Origin of the sequence: Arthrobacter cheniae (assembly GCF_003602275.1) — a bacterium.
Lineage (GTDB): Bacteria > Actinomycetota > Actinomycetes > Actinomycetales > Micrococcaceae > Arthrobacter_D > Arthrobacter_D cheniae.
Map to the genome: position 1 here is coordinate 364,753 of NZ_QZVT01000003.1, position 18,435 is coordinate 383,187.

Annotated in this window: 16 protein-coding genes and 1 tRNA gene; 5 read left to right on the forward strand and 12 right to left on the reverse strand. The window is 67.6% G+C overall.

Annotated elements, in window-relative coordinates; genetic code table 11:
- Positions 1–32 precede the first annotated feature (32 nt).
- Positions 33–911: a Bax inhibitor-1/YccA family protein gene (locus tag D6T63_RS07205; RefSeq protein ID WP_120148320.1), complete on the reverse strand. Its 879-nt coding sequence runs from the start codon at positions 909–911 to the stop codon at positions 33–35.
- A 298-nt stretch (positions 912–1,209) separates the two neighbouring features.
- On the opposite strand from D6T63_RS07205, the gene D6T63_RS07210 reads away from it, so the two are divergent.
- The 5 genes from D6T63_RS07210 (at position 1,210) to D6T63_RS07230 (ending at position 6,327) form a co-directional block, all read left to right on the forward strand.
- Positions 1,210–2,550, forward strand: a complete 1,341-nt coding sequence (locus tag D6T63_RS07210; RefSeq protein ID WP_120148321.1) for a branched-chain amino acid ABC transporter permease — start codon at positions 1,210–1,212, stop codon at positions 2,548–2,550.
- 9 nt (positions 2,551–2,559) lie between these two features.
- On the forward strand, positions 2,560–3,540 hold the full coding sequence (locus tag D6T63_RS07215; RefSeq protein WP_120148322.1) for a branched-chain amino acid ABC transporter permease: 981 nt from the start codon (positions 2,560–2,562) through the stop codon (positions 3,538–3,540).
- Positions 3,541–3,740: 200 nt separating this feature from the next.
- Positions 3,741–4,724 carry an ABC transporter ATP-binding protein gene (locus D6T63_RS07220; protein ID WP_120148474.1) on the forward strand — a complete coding sequence of 328 codons (984 nt, stop codon included), beginning with the start codon at positions 3,741–3,743 and terminating at the stop codon, positions 4,722–4,724.
- Positions 4,724–5,464, forward strand: a complete 741-nt coding sequence (locus D6T63_RS07225; protein WP_120148323.1) for an ABC transporter ATP-binding protein — start codon at positions 4,724–4,726, stop codon at positions 5,462–5,464. The genes D6T63_RS07220 and D6T63_RS07225 overlap by 1 nt, the downstream gene beginning before the upstream one ends.
- Before the next feature lie 152 nt (positions 5,465–5,616).
- Positions 5,617–6,327 (forward strand): hypothetical protein, encoded by a 711-nt coding sequence (locus tag D6T63_RS07230; RefSeq protein ID WP_120148324.1) that lies wholly within the window; start codon positions 5,617–5,619, stop codon positions 6,325–6,327.
- Positions 6,328–6,504: 177 nt separating this feature from the next.
- On the opposite strand, the gene D6T63_RS07235 is transcribed toward D6T63_RS07230, so the two are convergent.
- The 11 genes from D6T63_RS07235 to D6T63_RS07285 form a co-directional block, all read right to left on the reverse strand.
- Positions 6,505–7,902 carry an ABC transporter substrate-binding protein gene (locus D6T63_RS07235; RefSeq protein ID WP_120148325.1) on the reverse strand — a complete coding sequence of 466 codons (1,398 nt, stop codon included), beginning with the start codon at positions 7,900–7,902 and terminating at the stop codon, positions 6,505–6,507.
- 227 nt (positions 7,903–8,129) lie between these two features.
- Positions 8,130–8,202: transfer RNA gene (locus tag D6T63_RS07240), tRNA-Leu, on the reverse strand.
- A 170-nt stretch (positions 8,203–8,372) separates the two neighbouring features.
- Positions 8,373–9,812, reverse strand: coding sequence for an NAD(P)/FAD-dependent oxidoreductase (locus D6T63_RS07245; RefSeq protein ID WP_120148326.1), 1,440 nt, complete (start codon positions 9,810–9,812; stop codon positions 8,373–8,375).
- A 34-nt stretch (positions 9,813–9,846) separates the two neighbouring features.
- The gene (locus tag D6T63_RS07250) at positions 9,847–11,325 is read right to left on the reverse strand and encodes a S8 family serine peptidase (protein WP_120148327.1); all 1,479 of its coding nucleotides are present in this window, start codon (positions 11,323–11,325) and stop codon (positions 9,847–9,849) included.
- Between the two features lie 4 nt (positions 11,326–11,329).
- A complete protein-coding gene (locus D6T63_RS07255; RefSeq protein ID WP_120148328.1) occupies positions 11,330–12,277 on the reverse strand; it encodes a Ppx/GppA phosphatase family protein in 948 nt (315 codons plus the stop codon).
- On the reverse strand, positions 12,274–13,035 hold the full coding sequence (locus tag D6T63_RS07260) for a DUF501 domain-containing protein (RefSeq protein ID WP_182976914.1): 762 nt from the start codon (positions 13,033–13,035) through the stop codon (positions 12,274–12,276). Before D6T63_RS07260 ends, D6T63_RS07255 begins: the two co-directional genes overlap by 4 nt.
- An 85-nt stretch (positions 13,036–13,120) precedes the next feature.
- On the reverse strand, positions 13,121–13,987 hold the full coding sequence (locus D6T63_RS07265) for an FtsB family cell division protein (RefSeq protein ID WP_120148330.1): 867 nt from the start codon (positions 13,985–13,987) through the stop codon (positions 13,121–13,123).
- Between the two features lie 97 nt (positions 13,988–14,084).
- A complete protein-coding gene (gene eno / locus D6T63_RS07270; protein WP_120148331.1) occupies positions 14,085–15,365 on the reverse strand; it encodes a phosphopyruvate hydratase in 1,281 nt (426 codons plus the stop codon).
- 172 nt (positions 15,366–15,537) lie between these two features.
- The gene (locus D6T63_RS07275) at positions 15,538–16,359 is read right to left on the reverse strand and encodes a MazG nucleotide pyrophosphohydrolase domain-containing protein (RefSeq protein ID WP_235830604.1); all 822 of its coding nucleotides are present in this window, start codon (positions 16,357–16,359) and stop codon (positions 15,538–15,540) included.
- 20 nt (positions 16,360–16,379) lie between these two features.
- Complete coding sequence (locus tag D6T63_RS07280; protein ID WP_120148332.1) at positions 16,380–17,537, reverse strand: adenosine deaminase; 1,158 nt, start codon at positions 17,535–17,537, stop codon at positions 16,380–16,382.
- A gap of 24 nt (positions 17,538–17,561) precedes the next feature.
- On the reverse strand, positions 17,562–18,260 hold the full coding sequence (locus D6T63_RS07285) for a DedA family protein (protein ID WP_120148333.1): 699 nt from the start codon (positions 18,258–18,260) through the stop codon (positions 17,562–17,564).
- Positions 18,261–18,435 lie beyond the last annotated feature (175 nt).

Sequence of the window (18,435 nt, forward strand, 5' to 3'; positions counted from 1 at the left end):
TGCCGGCAGCTGCTGTGCTAATCGCTTCTGTACTAGTCGCTGCCGCGGATGATAGCGATAAGGCGGAGGATCTCGACGTACAGCCACACGAGCGTGACGGTGAGGCCGAAGGCAGCCGTCCACGAGTACTTCTGGGGAGCGCCATGCCGCACACCCTCGCTGATCGAGGTGAAGTCGATGATCAGGGAGAACGCCGCCAGTCCGATGGCGAAGATGCCGATGACGAGACCGAACGGAATGCCGTTCTCGAAACCGAACATCCCCTGCGTGCCCGGGATGCCACTACTGCGCAGACCGAACATGCCCTCCGTCGCGCCGAAGAGCATCAGGCCCAGGTTCAGCAGCGAGAACGCTGCGTAGCTGATGAGCGCGATCATGAAGAACTTCATCGCCTTTGGGGTCGCGCGCACCCTGCCGCTCTTGAAGAGCGCGAGTGTCACGCCGAAGACCACGAGCGTGCCGAGCACGGCCTGCATGGCGATGCCGGGGAACTGGGCCTCGAGGAACATCGTGAGTCCACCGAGGAACAGACCCTCGAGACCCGCGTAGGCGAGGATCAGCGCGGGCGACGGCTCGCGCTTGAATGCGTTGACGAGTCCGAGCACGAAGCCGCCGAGCGCCCCGATCACCATCAGGGGAAGGGCGAGACCCGGAAGGACGAACGCCGGGATGGCAGCGCCGACGAGCACGACGCCGATGCACAGCAGTGTCTTGACGATGACGTCGTCGAACGTCATGCGCCCCGTCTGGGCGGGACCCGCCGATGGCTGGTTGTACATGTGCTCCAGCTGCTGCTGGTTCGCGATGGTCTGGCCTGCATACGTCGCAGTACCGACGCCCGCCGCCTGGTTGCCTCGGGTCGCGGATCGGAAGTTCTTTCCGTTGAATACCGGATTGCCGCCAAGTGCCATTTCTGTTAGTCCTCCATTAGGGGGCTGAGTGTTCCTGCAAACCCTATCAATGCCAACGGTTCAGCGGCGTTTTCGTTCCCTCCAAGGGTCCTACTGTCCGGCGGCGTTCCGTGGAAAATTACAACACCGAGAAGCTTCGGTTAAACATTCGTTACCGAATCGCTACCTTGCCGGGATGCTTTTGCGGAATGCCGAAACATGCCGCTAGTAACATGATCCCCACGCCCGTGACACTCGTCACAACAGTTGATCCCGACGCCTGGCCGCCGGGCCTGCCCCCACCGTGGAGGTTCCCATTTTGATCACCCTATCGACGCCTGCACGGATCAGGAGGTCGCTGCTCCTTGTGCTCGGCTTCCTGGCCATCGTGCTGCTCGGCGCCCCCGCGGCGCAGGCGTCTCCCCAGTTGCCCGTACCGGCGACACACCAGGTGCAGCCAGCGACCGCTGTGCAGGCACAGGAGTTCGACAACAACATCCGCGGTGTCCTGCGAGGTGTCGATGGCCCCATCGCCGACGTGACGGTCACCGCGACCGGCAACGGCTTCGAGGGAAAAGCCACCTCCGGCCCGAACGGCGCCTGGAGGATCGGCGTCCCCGCGCAGGGCACCTACGAGGTGGCCATCGACGAGGACACCCTTCCCGACGGGATCACACTCGCCGAGGGCCAGGAGAACCCCCGTGAGGTGACGTTCGCCAATACCTCCAGCGCGACGACCCTGTTCCTGTTCGGTGAGGGCATCGTCTCCCAGCAGGCTAATTTCCTGGATACCCTCGCCGAGCGCGCATTGGCGGGCTTCAGCTTCGGTCTCCTCCTCGCGCTGAGCGCCGTCGGCCTCTCCCTGATCTTCGGCACCACCGGGCTCACCAACTTCGCCCACGGCGAGATGGTGACAGTGGGAGCCGTCCTCGCCTTCGCCTTCGCGTCCGCCGGACTGCCCATCGCCGTGGCGATCGTGCTCGCCGTCATCGGCGGCGGGCTGCTCGGTTACGTCCAGGACGCCGCGCTGTGGAAGCCGCTGCGGCACCGCGGCACCGGCCTGGTCCCCATGATGATCGTGAGCATCGGCTTCGCCCTGGCGCTCCGCTACATCATCCAGTTCAACTTCGGCGGGGCGACGCAGCAGCTGCCCGGCTCGCAGGGCGAGATCATCAACCTGGGTTCTATATCGATCTCCCGCAACAACCTGACCTCGCTCATCGTGAGCCTCGTGATCATCCTGGTGGTCGCGTTCCTCCTCCTCCGCACCCGGATCGGCAAGGCCACGCGCGCCGTGGCCGACAACCCCGCGCTGGCTGCAGCGTCCGGCATCGACGTGGACCGCGTGATCCGGATCGTCTGGGTCATCGGCGGGATGCTCGCAGCGCTCGGCGGTATCCTCTGGGCCTACTACCGCCCGGGCGTCTCCTACAACATGGGCCAGCAGATCCTGCTGCTCATCTTCGCCGGCGTCACTCTCGGCGGTCTGGGCACCGTCTTCGGCGCCCTCGTCGGTTCCATCATCGTCGGGCTGTTCGTGGAGATCTCCACGATCTGGCTCGAGGCAGACCTCAAGTACGTAGGGGCGCTGCTGATCATGATTCTCGTGCTCCTGTTCCGGCCGCAGGGTATCCTCGGCCGCCGAGAGCGCATAGGTTAGGGGCTCCCCATGGACTTCGGAAACATCCTCGTCAACGCCTTCGGCGAACTGATCAGCCCGACGACGGCGGCCTACGCGCTCGCCGCCCTCGGCCTGGCCGTGCACTTCGGCTACTCGGGCCTCCTGAACTTCGGACAGGCCGGATTCATGGCCGTCGGCGCGTACGGGTACGCCATCTCGACCCTCTCCTTCAACGCGCCGCTGCCCGTCGCGGTCCTCGTGGCGCTGCTGTCGTCGGTGGTCTTCGCGATCGTGCTCGGCATACCGACCCTCCGGCTCCGGGCGGACTATCTCGCGATCGTCACCATCGCGGCAGCTGAGATCATCCGCTATATCGTGACCACGAACGGCCTCACGGATGTCACGGGTTCCGCCAACGGGCTCGCGGCCTTCGAGGGCGGCTTCTACGGCCTCAACCCGTTCCCTCCCGGCAGATACAACATCGGTCCGCTCGGAATGAACGAGCGGGACTTCTGGATCCGCATCGTCGGCTGGAGCGTCGTCATCATCGCCTGCCTCGTGGTCTGGCTCCTGATGCGTAGCCCTTGGGGGCGCGTCCTGAAGGGCATCCGCGAGGACGAGAACGCCGTGCGCTCGCTCGGCAAGAACGTCTACGCCTACAAGATGCAGGCCCTCGTGATCGGCGGAGTCCTCGGATCCCTGGCGGGCATCATCTTCACGCTCCCCCGCGGCGCCGTGCAGCCTGCCAACTACGCGACGGAACTGACGTTCTTCCTCTATACGTGCCTCCTCCTCGGCGGCATGGCCACCGTCCTCGGGCCGGTCATCGGCGCGATGATCTTCTGGGTGGTGCTCTCCCTCACGCAGGGACTGCTCTACGGCGCGATCGAGGTCGGCGCCATTACGTTCCTGACCAACTCACAGGCCGGCCAGCTCCGCTACATCCTTGTCGGTGTGGCGCTGATGCTGCTCATGGTCTTCAGGCCGCAGGGCGTCCTGGGCAACAAGAAGGAGTTGGCGTTCGCATGACCGGCAACCACGACGACAGCAATCGACACGACACCACGGGAACTCCCGACGACGACGCCCGGTCCACCGGTGGCGCACATGCGGCGAACACCCCCCAGGACGCCGTCGGCGGGGACGCCGTCAACGTCGGCTCCCCTGCGTCCCCCTCGGAACACCCGGCCGGATCCCCGCCGTCGCCGTCGCCGGGAGAGCGCGACCACATGACGGACTCCGAACCGATCACCACCGACGAGGCGGGTCCGGGGTGCCGCAAGCGGGATCCCATCGTCGTCGCGAGGAACGTGACGCGCAGCTTCGGCGGCATCAACGCCGTCGACGTCGAGTACCTGGAGATCCCCCGGCACAAGATCACGGCCCTGATCGGACCCAACGGAGCCGGCAAGACCACCCTGTTCAACCTGCTCACCGGATTCGACATCCCCAACAGCGGTGACTGGGAGTTCGACGGCACGCCGCTGGCGAAGGTGGCCTCGCACAAGGTCGCCCGCATGGGCATGGTGCGCACCTTCCAGCTCACCAAGGTCATGGGCAAGCTCACGGTCATGGAGAACATGAGGCTCGGGGCCACGGACCAACCGGGCGAAAGCCTGGCCCGCGCGCTCTTCAAGGGCATCTGGGGTAAGCGCGAGCGCGAGATCACCGCGCAGGCGGAGGTGCTGCTGGCCAAGTTCAAACTCGACACCAAGCGCGACGACTACGCGGCGTCGCTCTCGGGCGGACAGCGGAAGCTCCTCGAGATGGCGCGGGCACTCATGGTGCGCCCGCGGCTCGTGATGCTCGACGAACCCATGGCGGGCGTCAACCCTGCGCTGACGCAGTCCCTCCTCGATCACATCAAGAACCTCAAGGCCGAGGGCATGACCGTCCTCTTCGTCGAGCACGACATGCACATGGTCCGCCACATCGCGGACTGGGTGGTCGTCATGGCCGAAGGCAAGGTCGTGGCGGAGGGTCCTCCGAACATCGTGATGAAGGACCAGGCCGTCATCGACGCCTACCTCGGCGCACACCACGATGTCGACCTCGGCGATTCCACGGGCATCGAGCGGCTCGAGGAGGAGCTGGCCCACGACGAGAACTCGGTCGTCGGAACCGAGGACGAGGGCATCCTCGGCCAGGGCGTCACGGAGGTCGGCGGCGCACGCGCCGCGGGCTCCACCCACAAGGATGAGGAGACGAAGTAATGGAGGAATTCGAGGGCGACTCCGTCGTCAAGGTCACCGATCTCGTCGCGGGGTACATCCCCGGCGTCAACATCCTCAACGGCTGCAGCATCGAAGCCCGGCGCGGTGAGCTGATCGGCATCATCGGCCCCAACGGTGCGGGCAAGTCGACGCTCCTGAAGGCGATGTTCGGGCTGGTGAAGGTCCACTCGGGCACCGTCGTCGTGCGCGGCCAGGACCTGACCGGGCTGAAGGCCAATCGGCTCGTCAGCCGCGGTGTGGGATTCGTCCCGCAGAACAACAACGTCTTCGGGACGCTGACCATCGAGGAGAACCTGCAGATGGGTATGTACCAGCGACCCAAGGACTTCAAGGAGCGCTTCGATTTCGTCACCGGGCTGTTCCCCGAACTGGGGAAGAGGAAGGCTCAGCGCGCCGGGTCACTTTCCGGTGGAGAGCGGCAGATGGTCGCCATGGGTCGTGCCCTGATGATGAATCCCGCGGTACTGCTGCTGGACGAGCCGTCTGCGGGCCTCTCCCCCGTGAAGCAGGACGAGACGTTCCTCCGCGTCCATGAGATCAACCGGGCAGGCGTCTCCGTGATCATGGTGGAGCAGAACGCTCGTCGATGCCTGCAGATCTGCGACCGCGCCTATGTGCTGGACCAGGGCAAGGACGCGTACACGGGCACCGGCCGCGATCTCATGAAGGACCCCAAGGTCATCCAGCTCTACCTCGGCACGCTCGCGGATACCGCCTGAGCCGGGACCGGTGATTCACCGGGTGCGAGAGTAACCCGGGCGCAAAGCGCAAGGGGTGGGCGGAACCGGCAGCGGTTCTGCCCACCGCCGTTTAACGACCGCTACGTTGGGGGAAGAGAGACGGGGCAGGACGACGGAAGGACGCCGGACACATGGCAGGACTGGCCAGCACCACGATCGGTAAGGGGTTCGAGGTCCTGTTCCGCGGCATCAAGCACGTACGCCGGCACCGCCCCATCCATGCGCGGGGACTGAGGCTCGACGGCGACGTCGAGGTCCACGACCATGGCCTCCGCAGCGGGATCTCATGGATCGACCAGCCGAGCGCGGGCCCGGCCACGGCACGGGTCTCACGATCGGCGGGGACTCCGGACGGGCTGCCGGACATCGTCGGCCTCGCGGTGCGGATCCATCATCCGGAAGCCGCCCCGGCACCGTCGACGTTCTCGGACATCCTGCTGTCCTCGACCGGGTGGTCCTTCCCGGCGCGTTTCGCCCTGGTCCCCCGGCTCCGCACCTCACGGGCTCCCCTGACCACGATGATGCCGTACCGCGGCGAGCACGGCCCCGTGCTGCTCGGGGCCCGGACGCTCACCCCCTCGGGCCTGCCCTCCTCGCTGCGGGCGTTCGAGCGCGTCCTGGGGGCCGTTCCGTGGCAGCTCGGCCTGTACTTCGCGACACCGCGCGGCCCCTGGCAGCACTTCGGTACCCTGACGCTCCGCCTGGACCCGCAGGGTGAGGAGAAGGACCTGCGCTTCGACGCCGTCCTGCACCCCCTGGCCGGTGCCGGAACGTACGACTGGTCCCGAACGGTCCGCGAGCCCTCCTACGCCCTCTCCAGGCGTGAACCAGGGGACGCCTGACCCACTGGCTGCAGGGCTGGCAACGGGTAGACGCCCAACAGGCGTTCTCCAGGCCGGCCAGGGTCGGTGTGCTATGCGCACAGCACGAAGGCCCCAGCTGCTCCTTCCGAGGGGAAGGGCGACTGGGGCCTCCGTGTGCTTGTGCTTGTGCTACCTACCGGGGCGGCCCGACGTGTGCTAGAGCTTTCCGAACTCGGAGCGGCTCGGCTGGTAAGCGTTGTCGGCGCCGAACTCGTAGATGCCGACCGAAGCCTCGGTGGGATCGCCGTTCTCGTCGAAGGAGACAGGACCGGAGATGCCGTCGTAGTCGATGTCCCCGCCCTCGCGCAGGAGCGTCACGCAGCCTGCGAAGTCGAAGCACTTGGTGCCGTCCTTCGAGACCGCTTCGAGCTCCGCGGCGATCGCGGTGCCCTCGACGCTGCCCGCCGCCTCGGAGGCGAGCGCGATGAGGTTCACGGCGTCGTAGCTCTCGCCCGCATAGGAGAAGCTGTCCAGCTCTGGATCGGTGGCGAGCAGCGCCTCCTGGAAGCCTTTGCCCGAGAAAGCGCCGGGAATGGTCCCCTGAGCCCCTTCGAGCGTGCCCGGATCAAAGTCCTTGCTGTAGTCGGCCATGTTGCCGTCGACCATGAAAATCGAGCCGGCGTCGATGCCCTTCGCGACGAGCAGCGGGACGATGCTCTTGACCTCGTCGAAGGTGATCAGGACGATCGCGTCGGGCTTAGCCGCAACGATCGCGTCGACCTGGCTGGAGAACTGCGAGTCGCCGGTGTTGAACATCTCGTTGCCGACGACCTGCCCGCCCGCGCCCTCGACGACTTCCTGGATGTTGGTCTGCAGGCCGGTTCCGTAGGAGTCGTTCAGGGTGATCATGCCGACGGTCTGGGCGCCGCACTCCATGATGTAGTTGCCGAGGATGCGCCCCTGGAGCACGTCCGAGGGAGCGGTGCGGAAGTACAGGCCCTTGTCGTCCCACGTGGTGAACTCCGGGGAGGTGTTGGCGGGCGAGAAATGCACGACGCCGGCGCCGGTGATCTGGTTGATGACGGTCTTCGAGACACCCGAGGACGCGGCACCGACGATGGCGCTGACATTCTGTGACAGCAGGTCTCCGACGGACTGGGTCGCGATGTCGGTGGTCGTATCGCCGGAGTCACGGTGGGTGATCGTGATGTCCTGTCCGAGGACGCCGCCGGCCTCGTTGATTTCCTGGACAGCGAGGTTGACGCCTGCGATTTCTGGCGGGCCGAGGAATGCGAGGGTGCCGGTGGTCGGCAAGATGGAGCCGATCTTGAGGGGTTCCGGGCTGGTTGTCGTGGCGGCCGGGACGGCGGCAGGATCACCCTTCTCGCCCTGCTCCTCGCCGGTGCCGCCTTCGCTCTCGGGGCACGCCAGCGCCGACGTAGCAGCAGCAGCGCTGGTCTCGGTGTCGGCACCGTCGCCTTCGGAACCCGTGGTTCCGCCGCCGCCGCAGCCTGAGGCAAAGAGCGCGATACCCAGGCTCAGGGCAGCGACCTTCGCCGTGCGCGGGGCATTCTCCCCGATGCCGAACCGCGCGGAGTTGCGTGTTGCAATCATCAATTAGTCTCCTCGACCGAAAGGCTCTTGCTGCCTTTGATGCGATTGCCAGGTGTTCCTGGCTTGTAGAAAAGCTAATCGAAATTTGTGTCTGAGATAAGGGAATAGGGTTACATCCTTGTAACGCTCATCACAGGCGGCCAAAAGCACTCTTGACAGTGGATGCAGTTCGGGGCATCTTTTCGATCCGTGGATGCGGGATGCAAGCGCGCTCCTGCCGATGAGGGTGCCCCAGCAGGGACTCGAACCCTGACTGAACAGATTTTAAGTCTGGTGCCTCTGCCATTGGGCTACTGGGGCCGGCCGCGGCATCAGCCTACCCCGGACAGGAAGGCGACTCGACGACGTGAACGTGGAGGGATGCCGGAGGATCTCCCGGGAAACACGAATCCTCGAACCGGCAGACGCAGAACGACGGCGACCCCCGAAGGTGGCCGCCGTCGTTCATGCGCTCGAGTGGAACTGGTGCGTCAGGCGGAAGCCTTCGCCGCTGAAGCCTGTCCCGCAGGTGTCGGCGGCTGGCTCTGCAGCGCCGTGTCCTTCCTCGCCGGAGGGGTGGCCGCCTCGCGGAACTGGCGCCTCGGCTCCTGGAGATCGGAGATCGGCGCGAGGTCGCGACCGAACAGGAAGCTCATGCTCCAGTTGATGATGACGCGCGCCTTCCGCTCGTACATGGGCATCGCGAAGCCGTGGTATCCACGATGCGCGAGCCAGGCCGGGAAGCCCTTCATGCCGAAGCCCATGATGTTCGCGACACCCTTGAACTGGCCGAAGCCGGCGACGGCGCCCAGGTTGGTATGGCGGTATTCCTTGACCTCACCGATGCCGTGGTTGGAGGCGAGGATATTGGCTGCGAGCAGCTTCGCCTGGCGCACGGCGTGCTGGGCGTTGGGCACGCAGAAGCCGCCCACTCCCCCACCGGTCAGGTCGGGAACTGCAGCCACGTCACCAGCGGTCCAGGCATGGTCGATGGGTCCGTCATCGCCCGTGATGCGCAGTTCGGACGAGGCGCGGACGCGGCCGCGCTCATCGACCGGGAAATCCGTGGAACGGACCACGGGGTTGGCCTGGACGCCGGCGGTCCAGATGAGGGTGTCAGTGGTGAACTCGTCGGCCGGCGTCTTGTCCGGCATGTTGATGAGCTTGAGCGTGCCGTCGACGGCGCTGGCCAGCGAGGTGTTGAGCAGGACCTCGATCTGGCGTGACCGGAGGTGTCCGACGACCCACTCGGCCTGCTTGGCCGTGACCTCCGGCATGATGCGTCCCATGGCCTCGACGAGGACGAAGCGCAGGTCGGAGCGGCTGAGACGGCCGTTCGCCTTGACGGCTTCGCGGGCAGCGTCCTCCATCTCGGTGATGGTCTCGATACCTGCGAAACCGCCGCCGACGACGACGAAGGTCAGGGCGCGCTCGCGCTCGGGACCCTCGGGCATGACGGACGCGGTCTCGATGCGCTCGAACATCCGGTTGCGTAGCGCCACCGCTTCCTCGATGGTCTTCAGCCCGATGCCCTGGTCCTTGAGACCCTCGATCGGGAACGTGCGCGTGATGGATCCTGCTGCGACGACGACATCGGTGTACGCGAGCTCGAAGGGCTCACCCTCGCCTGTCGGAGCGATGGTTGCGGTGCGGCCGGCGTGGTCGATCGACGTGACCTTGCCCGAAATCAGCTCGGTCTTCCGCAGGTGCTTGCGGTGGGACACGATCGCGTGGCGCGCCTCGATGCTTCCGGCGGCGACCTCGGGGAGGAAGGGCTGGTACGTCATGTAGGGCAGGGGATCGACCAGGGTGACGATGCCACCGTGGTCCTTGATCTGCTTCTGAAGCCTGTGCGCGACGTAGAGGCCGACGTAACCGCCGCCGACGACGAGGACGCGCGGGCGGTCGGAGAAATGTGGATTCGATGCCATTCCTCGATGTTACCGGAGTTTGTGAAAATCTTCACTAACTCGGGGGCGCTCCGGGAACACCTCGTGACGCCTGCTCGCCCGCCGCGTCCGGAACGCGTTCGATGGTGCCGGTATCGTCCTCCGGAACCACTGCCGGACGTCCCCGGACCCGCGCAACGTGCAGGGCTCCACCTGCGATGACGGCGAGCATCAGGCCGCCGAATCCGAGCACCACCAGAGCCGGGACGTCATGCACCGACCGGAGCGGATCCTCGGCCTCGGGTGCCGGCGGCGGAGGAAGGACCTCCACCGGTACCTCGCTCGGAGGGGCGGGCTGCGGCGCCGGGACCTGCCCGCCACGCCGGTAGACCTGGATCCACTCCTCCATGCTGCCGAGGCGGTTCTCCTGCGGCACCGTGATGTCCTTACCGACGGCGGCAGCCACGTCCAGGACGCCGAAGCCGTACAGGGTGTCGAATCCCGGCTCGCCGGCGTCCTTCGCCGTGTCGACGATGCGGTTGACGACCTCCGCCGCCGACAGGTCCGGATACCGGGACCTGATGAGGGCGGCGACGCCGGACACGAGGGGAGCAGCGCCCGAGGTCCCGGACCAGTCGGCGTAGAAGCCGCCGGGAAGTCCTCCGACGAGGTTCTCCGACGGCGCGGCGACAGCGATGCTGATGCCCTCGGAGGACGCTTCGGTACTCGCGCGGCCCGCCCTGTCGAGTCCGGCGACGGCGAGGACGCCGGGAATGGTGGCGGGCGCTCCGACCTGCGTCAGGCCACCGGCACGGTTGCCCGCGGCGGCGATGATGACGACGTCGTTCTGCTCGGCATACAGGAAGGCCTCGTCCCAGCTCTCGGGCCATGCGGTGCTGGTGCTGCCGAGCGACATGTTGATGACGTCGGCTCCGTTGTCCACGGCCCAGCGGACGGCGTTCGGCACCTGCTGATCGACCGGGATACCGGCGGGATTCGGGCCACTGCTCTGTCCCTCGATCCATACGGAGACCGCGAGGAGATCGGCCTTCGGCGCCACGCCGACGATCCCGTCCGGACCGTCGCCGTACTGGCTGAACGGTTCCGGCTTCGGCGTCGGCTTTGCCGGCGGCGTCGCCTTGCCGGTGCCGGCACGGCTGGGTTCGGACGTGGATCCGGGGCCGGCTCCGGGGGCCTCGGGCTCGTCGCTGTGCCCTCGCCCGGCGAGCAGGGTGCTGACCAGGGTCCCGTGGCCCGGCACCTCGCCGATACCACGCTGCCCGTCGGGATCGCCCGCGCCCGAGGCATCGGTGCCCCCGACGACGGCGCCCGCGAGGTCGGGATGCGTGCCGTCGACCCCACTGTCGATCACGGCCACGGTGACGCCCTCGCCCTGCGTGCTCTTCCATGCTTCGGCAATGCCGTAATCCTCGAGCCAGTACTCCTTGGCCCGCATGTCGTCGGCGGAGGCCGGAACTGCGCCAGGAAACAGCACGGCCGGGACCACGACGCCGGCCGCTGCCGCCCGGATGGCCAGCCGCGTTCGGGTGCGCATCAGCTCACCCGTCCCGCTCCGCGAGGCTCAGCGCTATGCCGTCGAGGATGTCGTGCTCGCTCGCGATGGCGGTGGCGACGCGTCCGGAGGTCACGGCGGTGACGCGCTCGACGATGGACATCCAGATCAGGGCGCCCGCACCGATCACATCGACGCGTCCGGGGTGCATGTAGGGCAGCGCCGCCCGCGCGTCGCGTGACAGGTGCAGGAGGTCCGACGCCGCTGCGGAGATGGCGTCGGTGGTCAGCTCGGCCCCGTGGATCCTGTCGGGGTCGTAGCCGGGCAGGTGGAGGGCGTGCGCCGTCACGGTCGTCACACTTCCCGCGACACCGACAATCTTCGTGATCCGCTCCAGTGGGACCTCGGCTGCGGCCTCGTCCATGAGCCGCCCCACCTCGGCGGTCATGGCCTCGATCTGCGCCGGGCTCGGCGGGTCGTCCTGAAGGAACCGCTCCGTGTAGCGGACGCAGCCCATGTCGGTGCTCCGGGCGGCGATCAGGCCCTCGGTGGTGCCCGCCACGAACTCCGTGCTGCCACCACCGAGGTCGATCACCAGGACGGTCTCGTCATCGGCCGTTGCGAGGACGCTGACCGCTCCATCGAAGGAGAGACGCGCCTCCTCGTCACCGGAGACCACCTCGGGCTCGACTCCAAGGCGCGCCCGGATACCGTCGACGAAGACCTTGCGGTTCTCGGCGTCGCGCGATGCCGACGTTGCTACGAAACGGACGGGCGGGGCACCGTGCTGCTCGATGAGCGCTGCGTATTCCTCCGCTGCCGCGAAGGTACGTCCGAGTGCCGCCTCCGACAGGCGCCCGGTCGCGTCGACGCCTTCGCCGAGGCGCACCACGCGCATGAGTCGCACGACGTCGGTGAGGACACCGTCCTCGATGTCCGCGATCAGGAGGCGGATGGAATTGGTGCCGCAGTCGATGGCAGCTGTGCGCATCAGATCTCCTCGCTTGGTGCGGTGTGAAGGGGTTTCGGAGGGTTCGCAGGCCCGGCATCGGCTGCCGGATCACCCGCTGCTGCGCCGCGCCTCCTGGCTTCGCGCTTCGCCGCGAGGTCTTCGGAGCTCAGGCCCTGGGTCAGGGTATGCCTGCTGAGGTCGGCATCGGGTGCCTGGCCCGTGGTGTCCCAGGCGCCGTCGCAATAGCAGCGCTCGAGCGTCCACCACGGCGCTATCCGATCGATTGCCTCGTCGCCCAGCGGGTTGACGCCCGGTCCGGCTGCCAGGGCATGTCCCACCAGCACGTGGAGGCACTTGACCCGCGTCGGCATGCCGCCGGCGGAGACACCGTCGATTTCCGGAACGTGTCCCGTCCCTGCCCGTTCTCCGACGGCGTCCCGAGCGGCGAGGTACGCCTCGTGGGCGGCACGGTACGCGGCGGAGAGGTCGGCGTCGGAGGTGAGGCGGTCGCTCATTTCGGTCATGACGCCGTCGGCTTCGAGGCGGGACACCGCGGACGTGATGACCGGGTGGCTGAGGTAATACGTGGTCGGGAAGGGAATGCCGTTCGACAGTCGGGGGGCCGTCGTGGCGACCAGCGGATTTCCGCACACGCATCGCGCGCCGATCTCGACGACGTCGCGGACAGGACGTCCGAGCTGTCTGCTGAGGACGTCGAGGTCATGTTCGCTCGGGATCCTGGAAACCTGGGCCTGGCGAAGCCGCCTGCCCCCTTCATCCTGCTGGTCCTGCTCGGTCACACTGTTCCTTCCTGGGATGCCCTGGGAGGGCGTCCGTTTCTCGACAGGCCGTCAGCTCGCTCCGGGAGGGACAGCCGCCTGACGCTCAGTCCGTCGCTGCGCGCGCCACCGAGCTCCACAGGGAGTCCACCCACGGCAAGTCCGCCGGCTCGGCTGCCGATCCCTCGCCGGTGCTCTCCTCGATGCCTGCTCCGCCCTTTACGAGGTAGCGGGTCTCGCCCGGCATCACCAGGAAGATCCGCTCGCGCGCCTGCTGCTTGACGAACGCGGGGTCATCCCACCGTGCGAGCTCGGACTGGTTGTCCGCCTGCTCCTGCTGCTGCCGAGCGATATCAGCGCGCAGGGCGTCCAACTCGGACTGCTGTTGCACATAGCGGCTCACAGACGGCGCCAGGAGCACGATCACGGCGATGAGGACGACGGCGAGGGCGAGCAGGCGTCCGGAGAAGGATTTCGCTGGGATGGGCGTCGCTTCCTCGGCAGGCTGGATCGGTGACTCGGCTCGCCGTGACCCGAGCCGCCCGCGGCGAATGCTGCCGGCCAGCTGCGACCTCTCGGCCGCCCGTATCTCCGACGCCGAACCCGACGTGGCAGCGGCCCTGGGAGCGCCGGCGCCGGCCCGCGCCGATGCCGGTGCTCCCGCTGCTCCGGCCTGGCGCGGCCTGGAGGGAGTGCTCCTTCCGGCGTCACGGGGATCCTTCGTCGCAGAGGGACCTGCGGCGCGGGGCGTCGCCGGCTTGCGCGCGGTGGATCCGGGGTCGCGCGGCTGGACAGATCGGGAGCCCTGCCCGCGGGCACCTGCCCGTGATGCTGCTCCGGCATGGGCCGTGGTTCCCGCTCCGAGGGAACCACGGCCAGGGTTCTGGCCCTTGGCCGTCCCCGCGTCCGACCGTTCCTCCGCCGCCGGCGTCGGACGGCCGGCTCGCGGCACGTTGGGGCGGCGGGCAGTCATGAAGCTCCTCGTTCATTCTTTCGCGTAGATTCGCGTCGGACTTCTTGCGAAGTCCGTACAACGAGGGTAACTGCCCTCCTGATCAACTGCGGATCAACTACGCCGTGAAACGCGGGAAGGCAGCACGGCCGGCGTAGCGTGCGGCGTCGTCGAGCTCCTCCTCGATGCGCAGCAGCTGGTTGTACTTGGCGACGCGCTCGCTACGGGCGGGCGCACCGGTCTTGATCTGGCCCGCATTGGTGGCGACGCAGATGTCGGCGATCGTGGTGTCCTCGGTCTCGCCGGAGCGGTGCGAGGTGATCGTCGTGTAGCCGGCGCGCTGCGCCATCGAGATCGCGTCGAGCGTCTCGGTCAGGGTGCCGATCTGGTTGACCTTCACGAGCAGCGAGTTCGCGGTGTTGTTCTGGATGCCCCGGGCGAGGCGCACCGGGTTCGTGACGAACAGGTCGTCGCCGACCAGCTGCACCTTGTCGCCGATCGAGTCGGTGAGGTGCTTCCAGCCTTCCCAGTCCTCCTCGTCGAGGGGATCCTCGATGGAGACCAGCGGGTAGTCGCGGACGAGCTCCACGTAGTAGGCGCTCATCTCCTCGGTGCTGAGGGACTTGCCCTCGAACTGGTACGCACCGTCCTTGTAGAACTCGGAGGCGGCGACGTCCAGTGCGAACGCGATGTCCGTTCCCGGCGTGTATCCGGCGCGCTCGACGGCGGTGGTGATGAGGTCCAGTGCGTCGCGGTTGGACGGCAGGTTCGGGGCGAAGCCGCCTTCGTCGCCGAGGCCCGTCGCCAGGCCCTTCTCCTTCAGCACGGACTTGAGTTCGTGGTAGACCTCGACGCCCCACCGGAGGCCCTCCGAGTAGGTCTGCGCGCCGAGCGGGACGATCATGAATTCCTGGATGTCGACGTCGGAGTCCGCGTGCGATCCACCGTTGAGGATGTTCATGAGGGGGACCGGCAGGACGTGCGCGTTCGGTCCCCCGAGGTAGCGGTAGAGCGGGAGGGCCGAGGACTCGGCTGCTGCGCGGGCGATGGCGAGGGAGACACCGAGCATGGCGTTTGCGCCCAGGTTCGACTTGTTCTCGGTGCCGTCCAGGTCGATCATCGCCTGGTCGATGGCGCGCTGGTCCGCGGCGTCGAAGCCGAGGAGCGCGGGCTGGATCTGCTCGATGACGGCTTCGACGGCCTGGAGGACGCCCTTACCGAGGTAGCGGTCCTTCTCGCCGTCACGGCGCTCGTTGGCCTCGAAGGCGCCAGTGGATGCACCGGAGGGGACGGCGGCGCGGCCGAAGGTGTCGTCGTCGAGCAGGACCTCGACCTCGACCGTGGGATTGCCGCGGGAATCAAGGATTTCCCTCGCGTGGATGGCATCGATGATGGCCATGGAATTGCTCCTCTTCGTTGGAGTGTAGGGGTTCACATCGTGTTGGGACGTCTTTGTCAGAGCAACGGAGGTGTTGCTCCCAGCGTAGTTCACACCGGTGCTGCGCGTCGGGTGCGGACACTTCGTGTGACGCGCACCGGCGTCGCCCTGGCCTGGACGCCGTGGCACCGCATCATGTATTCCCGGCTGCACGGTCCTGGTAGTCGGTCACGGCCCGGCGCAGGGCCCTCTCCGGATCGATCCCGAGATGGACGGCCCGGCGGGTGAGGTCCAGCAGGGCTTCTCCGAGCGCCGCCTCGTCGTCGGCCGGACGGAAATGGTGCGCCGGGCCGGCGTCGTCGATGCGTCCGGCACTGTTCATGGGTCCGGCATTGTTCATAGGTCCGGCATTGTTGATCGGTCCGGTGAGGCCGGTGCTCTCGATGGCTCCGTCAGCAGCCCCCTCCCCCGCCCGCTTGAGCGTCTTCGCGGCGAGCGCCAGCGCGGGGAGGTGACGCGGGATGCCGTCGAAGGGTGAAGAGCGCGAGGGCTTCTCCCGGCGCTTGACGGCGTGCCACGTCTCGACGATCTCGTCCGTCGACGCCGCGGAGCCCGAGGAGATCGGCAGCAGGTTCCCGTCCGGGGAGAAGACGTGCGGATTGCGGCGCACCAGCTTCTCCGTCAGCCCCGCCGCGACATCGGCCAGGTCGAACACCTTCTTCTCTGCCTGCAGTTGCGCATGGAGCACTACCTGGAAGAGTACGTCTCCCAGCTCGCCGCGCAACTCATCGAGCAGCTCGGGCGAGGGCCGCTCCGCGCGCGTGACGTCGTCGACGGCTTCGTAGAGTTCGTAGGTCTCCTCCACCAGGTACTCGAGCAGCGACGCGTGGCCGAGTGCCGCCGTCCAGGGGCAGTGCCTGCGGAGGAGGGCCACCACCTCGACGAGACGATCCACCGCCGCACCCGGGGACGCCCCGGGTGCGGCGTCGGACGGTGGAACCCCTGCACCCGTCACTGCGCACCTCCGTGCATCCGCTACTCGGACGCCTGGCGCACGGCCCTGTCGAAACTCGACGTGATGTGCTCGGCGAGCGCCTCGCGATCCTCGAGCGGCAGGAAAGCGGCGTCGACGGCGTTGAGCGTGAGTTCCAGGACGTCCCCGAGGTCGTAGCCGAAGGTGTCCACGAGCAGCTCGAACTCACCGGTCAGCGTCACGCCGCTCATCAGCCGGTTGTCGGTGTTCACGGTGACCTTGAAGCCCAGCTGGTACAGCAGGTCGAAGGGGTGCGCGTCGATGGTGGTACCGAAAGCCTCGATGGCCCCGGTCTGCAGGTTCGACGACGGGCACAGCTCGAGCGGTATCCCGCGGTCGCGGACCCACGAGGCGATGCGCCCGAGGTTCGCGATGCCGACCTCCTCGCCGTCCGCCGCCTCCTCGTCCTCGGACTCCTCGATCTCGATGTCCTCGGCGATGCGGACACCGTGACCGAGGCGCAGGGCACGGCCCGCGACGAGCGCATCCTGGATGCTGTCGAGGCCCGCCGCCTCTCCCGCGTGGATGGTCACGGGGAACTGCTCGGAGGCGAGGTAGGTGAAGGCGTCGGCGAAGCGCGAGGGCAGGAAGCCGTTCTCGGCGCCGGCGATGTCGAAGCCGACCGCACCCGTGTCGCGGTGGCGGACGGCGAGTTCCGCGATCTCCTGGCCGCGGTCGGCGTGGCGCATCGCGGTGATCAGTTGCCCCACCTGGATGACGCGGCCGGCGGCTATCGCCGCAGCGGCTCCTGCCTCGAGCCCCTCCTGCACAGCCTCCACGGCCTCGTCCAGGGTCAGGCCCTTCTGGGTGTGCTGCTCCGGAGCCCAGCGGACCTCCCCGTACACGACGCCGTCGAGCGCGAGGTCCTCGACGAACTCGCGGGCGACACGGATCAGTCCGTCGCGCGTCTGCATGACGGCGATCGTGTGGTCGAAGGTCTCGAGGTACCGCACGAGCGATCCCGAGTCCGCCGATTCGCGGAACCAGGCCCCCAGGGACTCAGCGTCCGACGCGGGCAGTTCGTGGCCGATCTCCGCGGCGAGCTCGAGGATCGTGGCCGGCCGCAGCCCGCCGTCGAGATGGTCGTGCAGGGAGATCTTCGGAAGGGTCTGGATGTCGATGGCAGCGTCGGAGACGGCGTCGTTCTGGGTCTGGGTCACGCCTTCCAGCCTACGCGATGCGCCTCAGCGCGGGCTTGACTCGAGGACCGCTTCGGGCTCGTCCCGGGCGTCCGCGAGGAGCTCATCCCGGGACGAGGCCCGCAGAGGGGCGGCCCCCCTGACGAGGACGATCACGCGGTCCACACCCACACCGATGACGACGGCTACCGCGATGGCAACCGCGACACCGAGCAGGTGGTTGTGCTGGAACCAGGTGCCCGCGACTGCGCCGATACCGACGGAGTAGCCGGCCCACACCGTTCCGGACAGTGCGGTGAGTGCGACGAAGCGCCGCTGCGAATATCCGGTCGCTCCCGCGGTGAGGTTGACGGCCACCCGGCCGATCGGGATGAACCGCGCCACCAGGATCAACGAGGCCGCCCGCCTCGCGAGCTCCCTGCCAGCCCAGGTGAAGGACCGCTGCATGCGAGGGCGGCGCATCCACCGGAAGCGGGTGGTGCCGATGCCCCGACCGAGACGGAAGGCGATGTTGTCGCCGAGAAATGCTCCGAGTGCTGCGACAAGGATCAGTAGCCAGGGGTTCGGCACGCCCTGTGTGATGACGAGGGAGGCGAGACCTACGACGACGGATTCGCTGGGGACCGGTGGGAAGAACCCGTCCAGGACGCAGCAGGCGAGGACGAGCAGGTACACCCAGGGCTGCTCGGCTGCAGCGAGAACGACGTCGCTGATGCCGTTGGCTGCACTGATGATCGCGTCCATCCGGAGCTCCTCCGCTCGTCCGCCCCCACCGGGGGCGCTCCGGCGGACGGTGCACGGGGCCCTCGGGATGGGACATGACGCCGGTCTCCGCTGTTCCGGTCGAACCGCGATTCGCTGCCGTGCGTCTGCCTTCGACGCTACCGGCGGGCCTGCCCGCGAGTCATCGGCCTTGCGG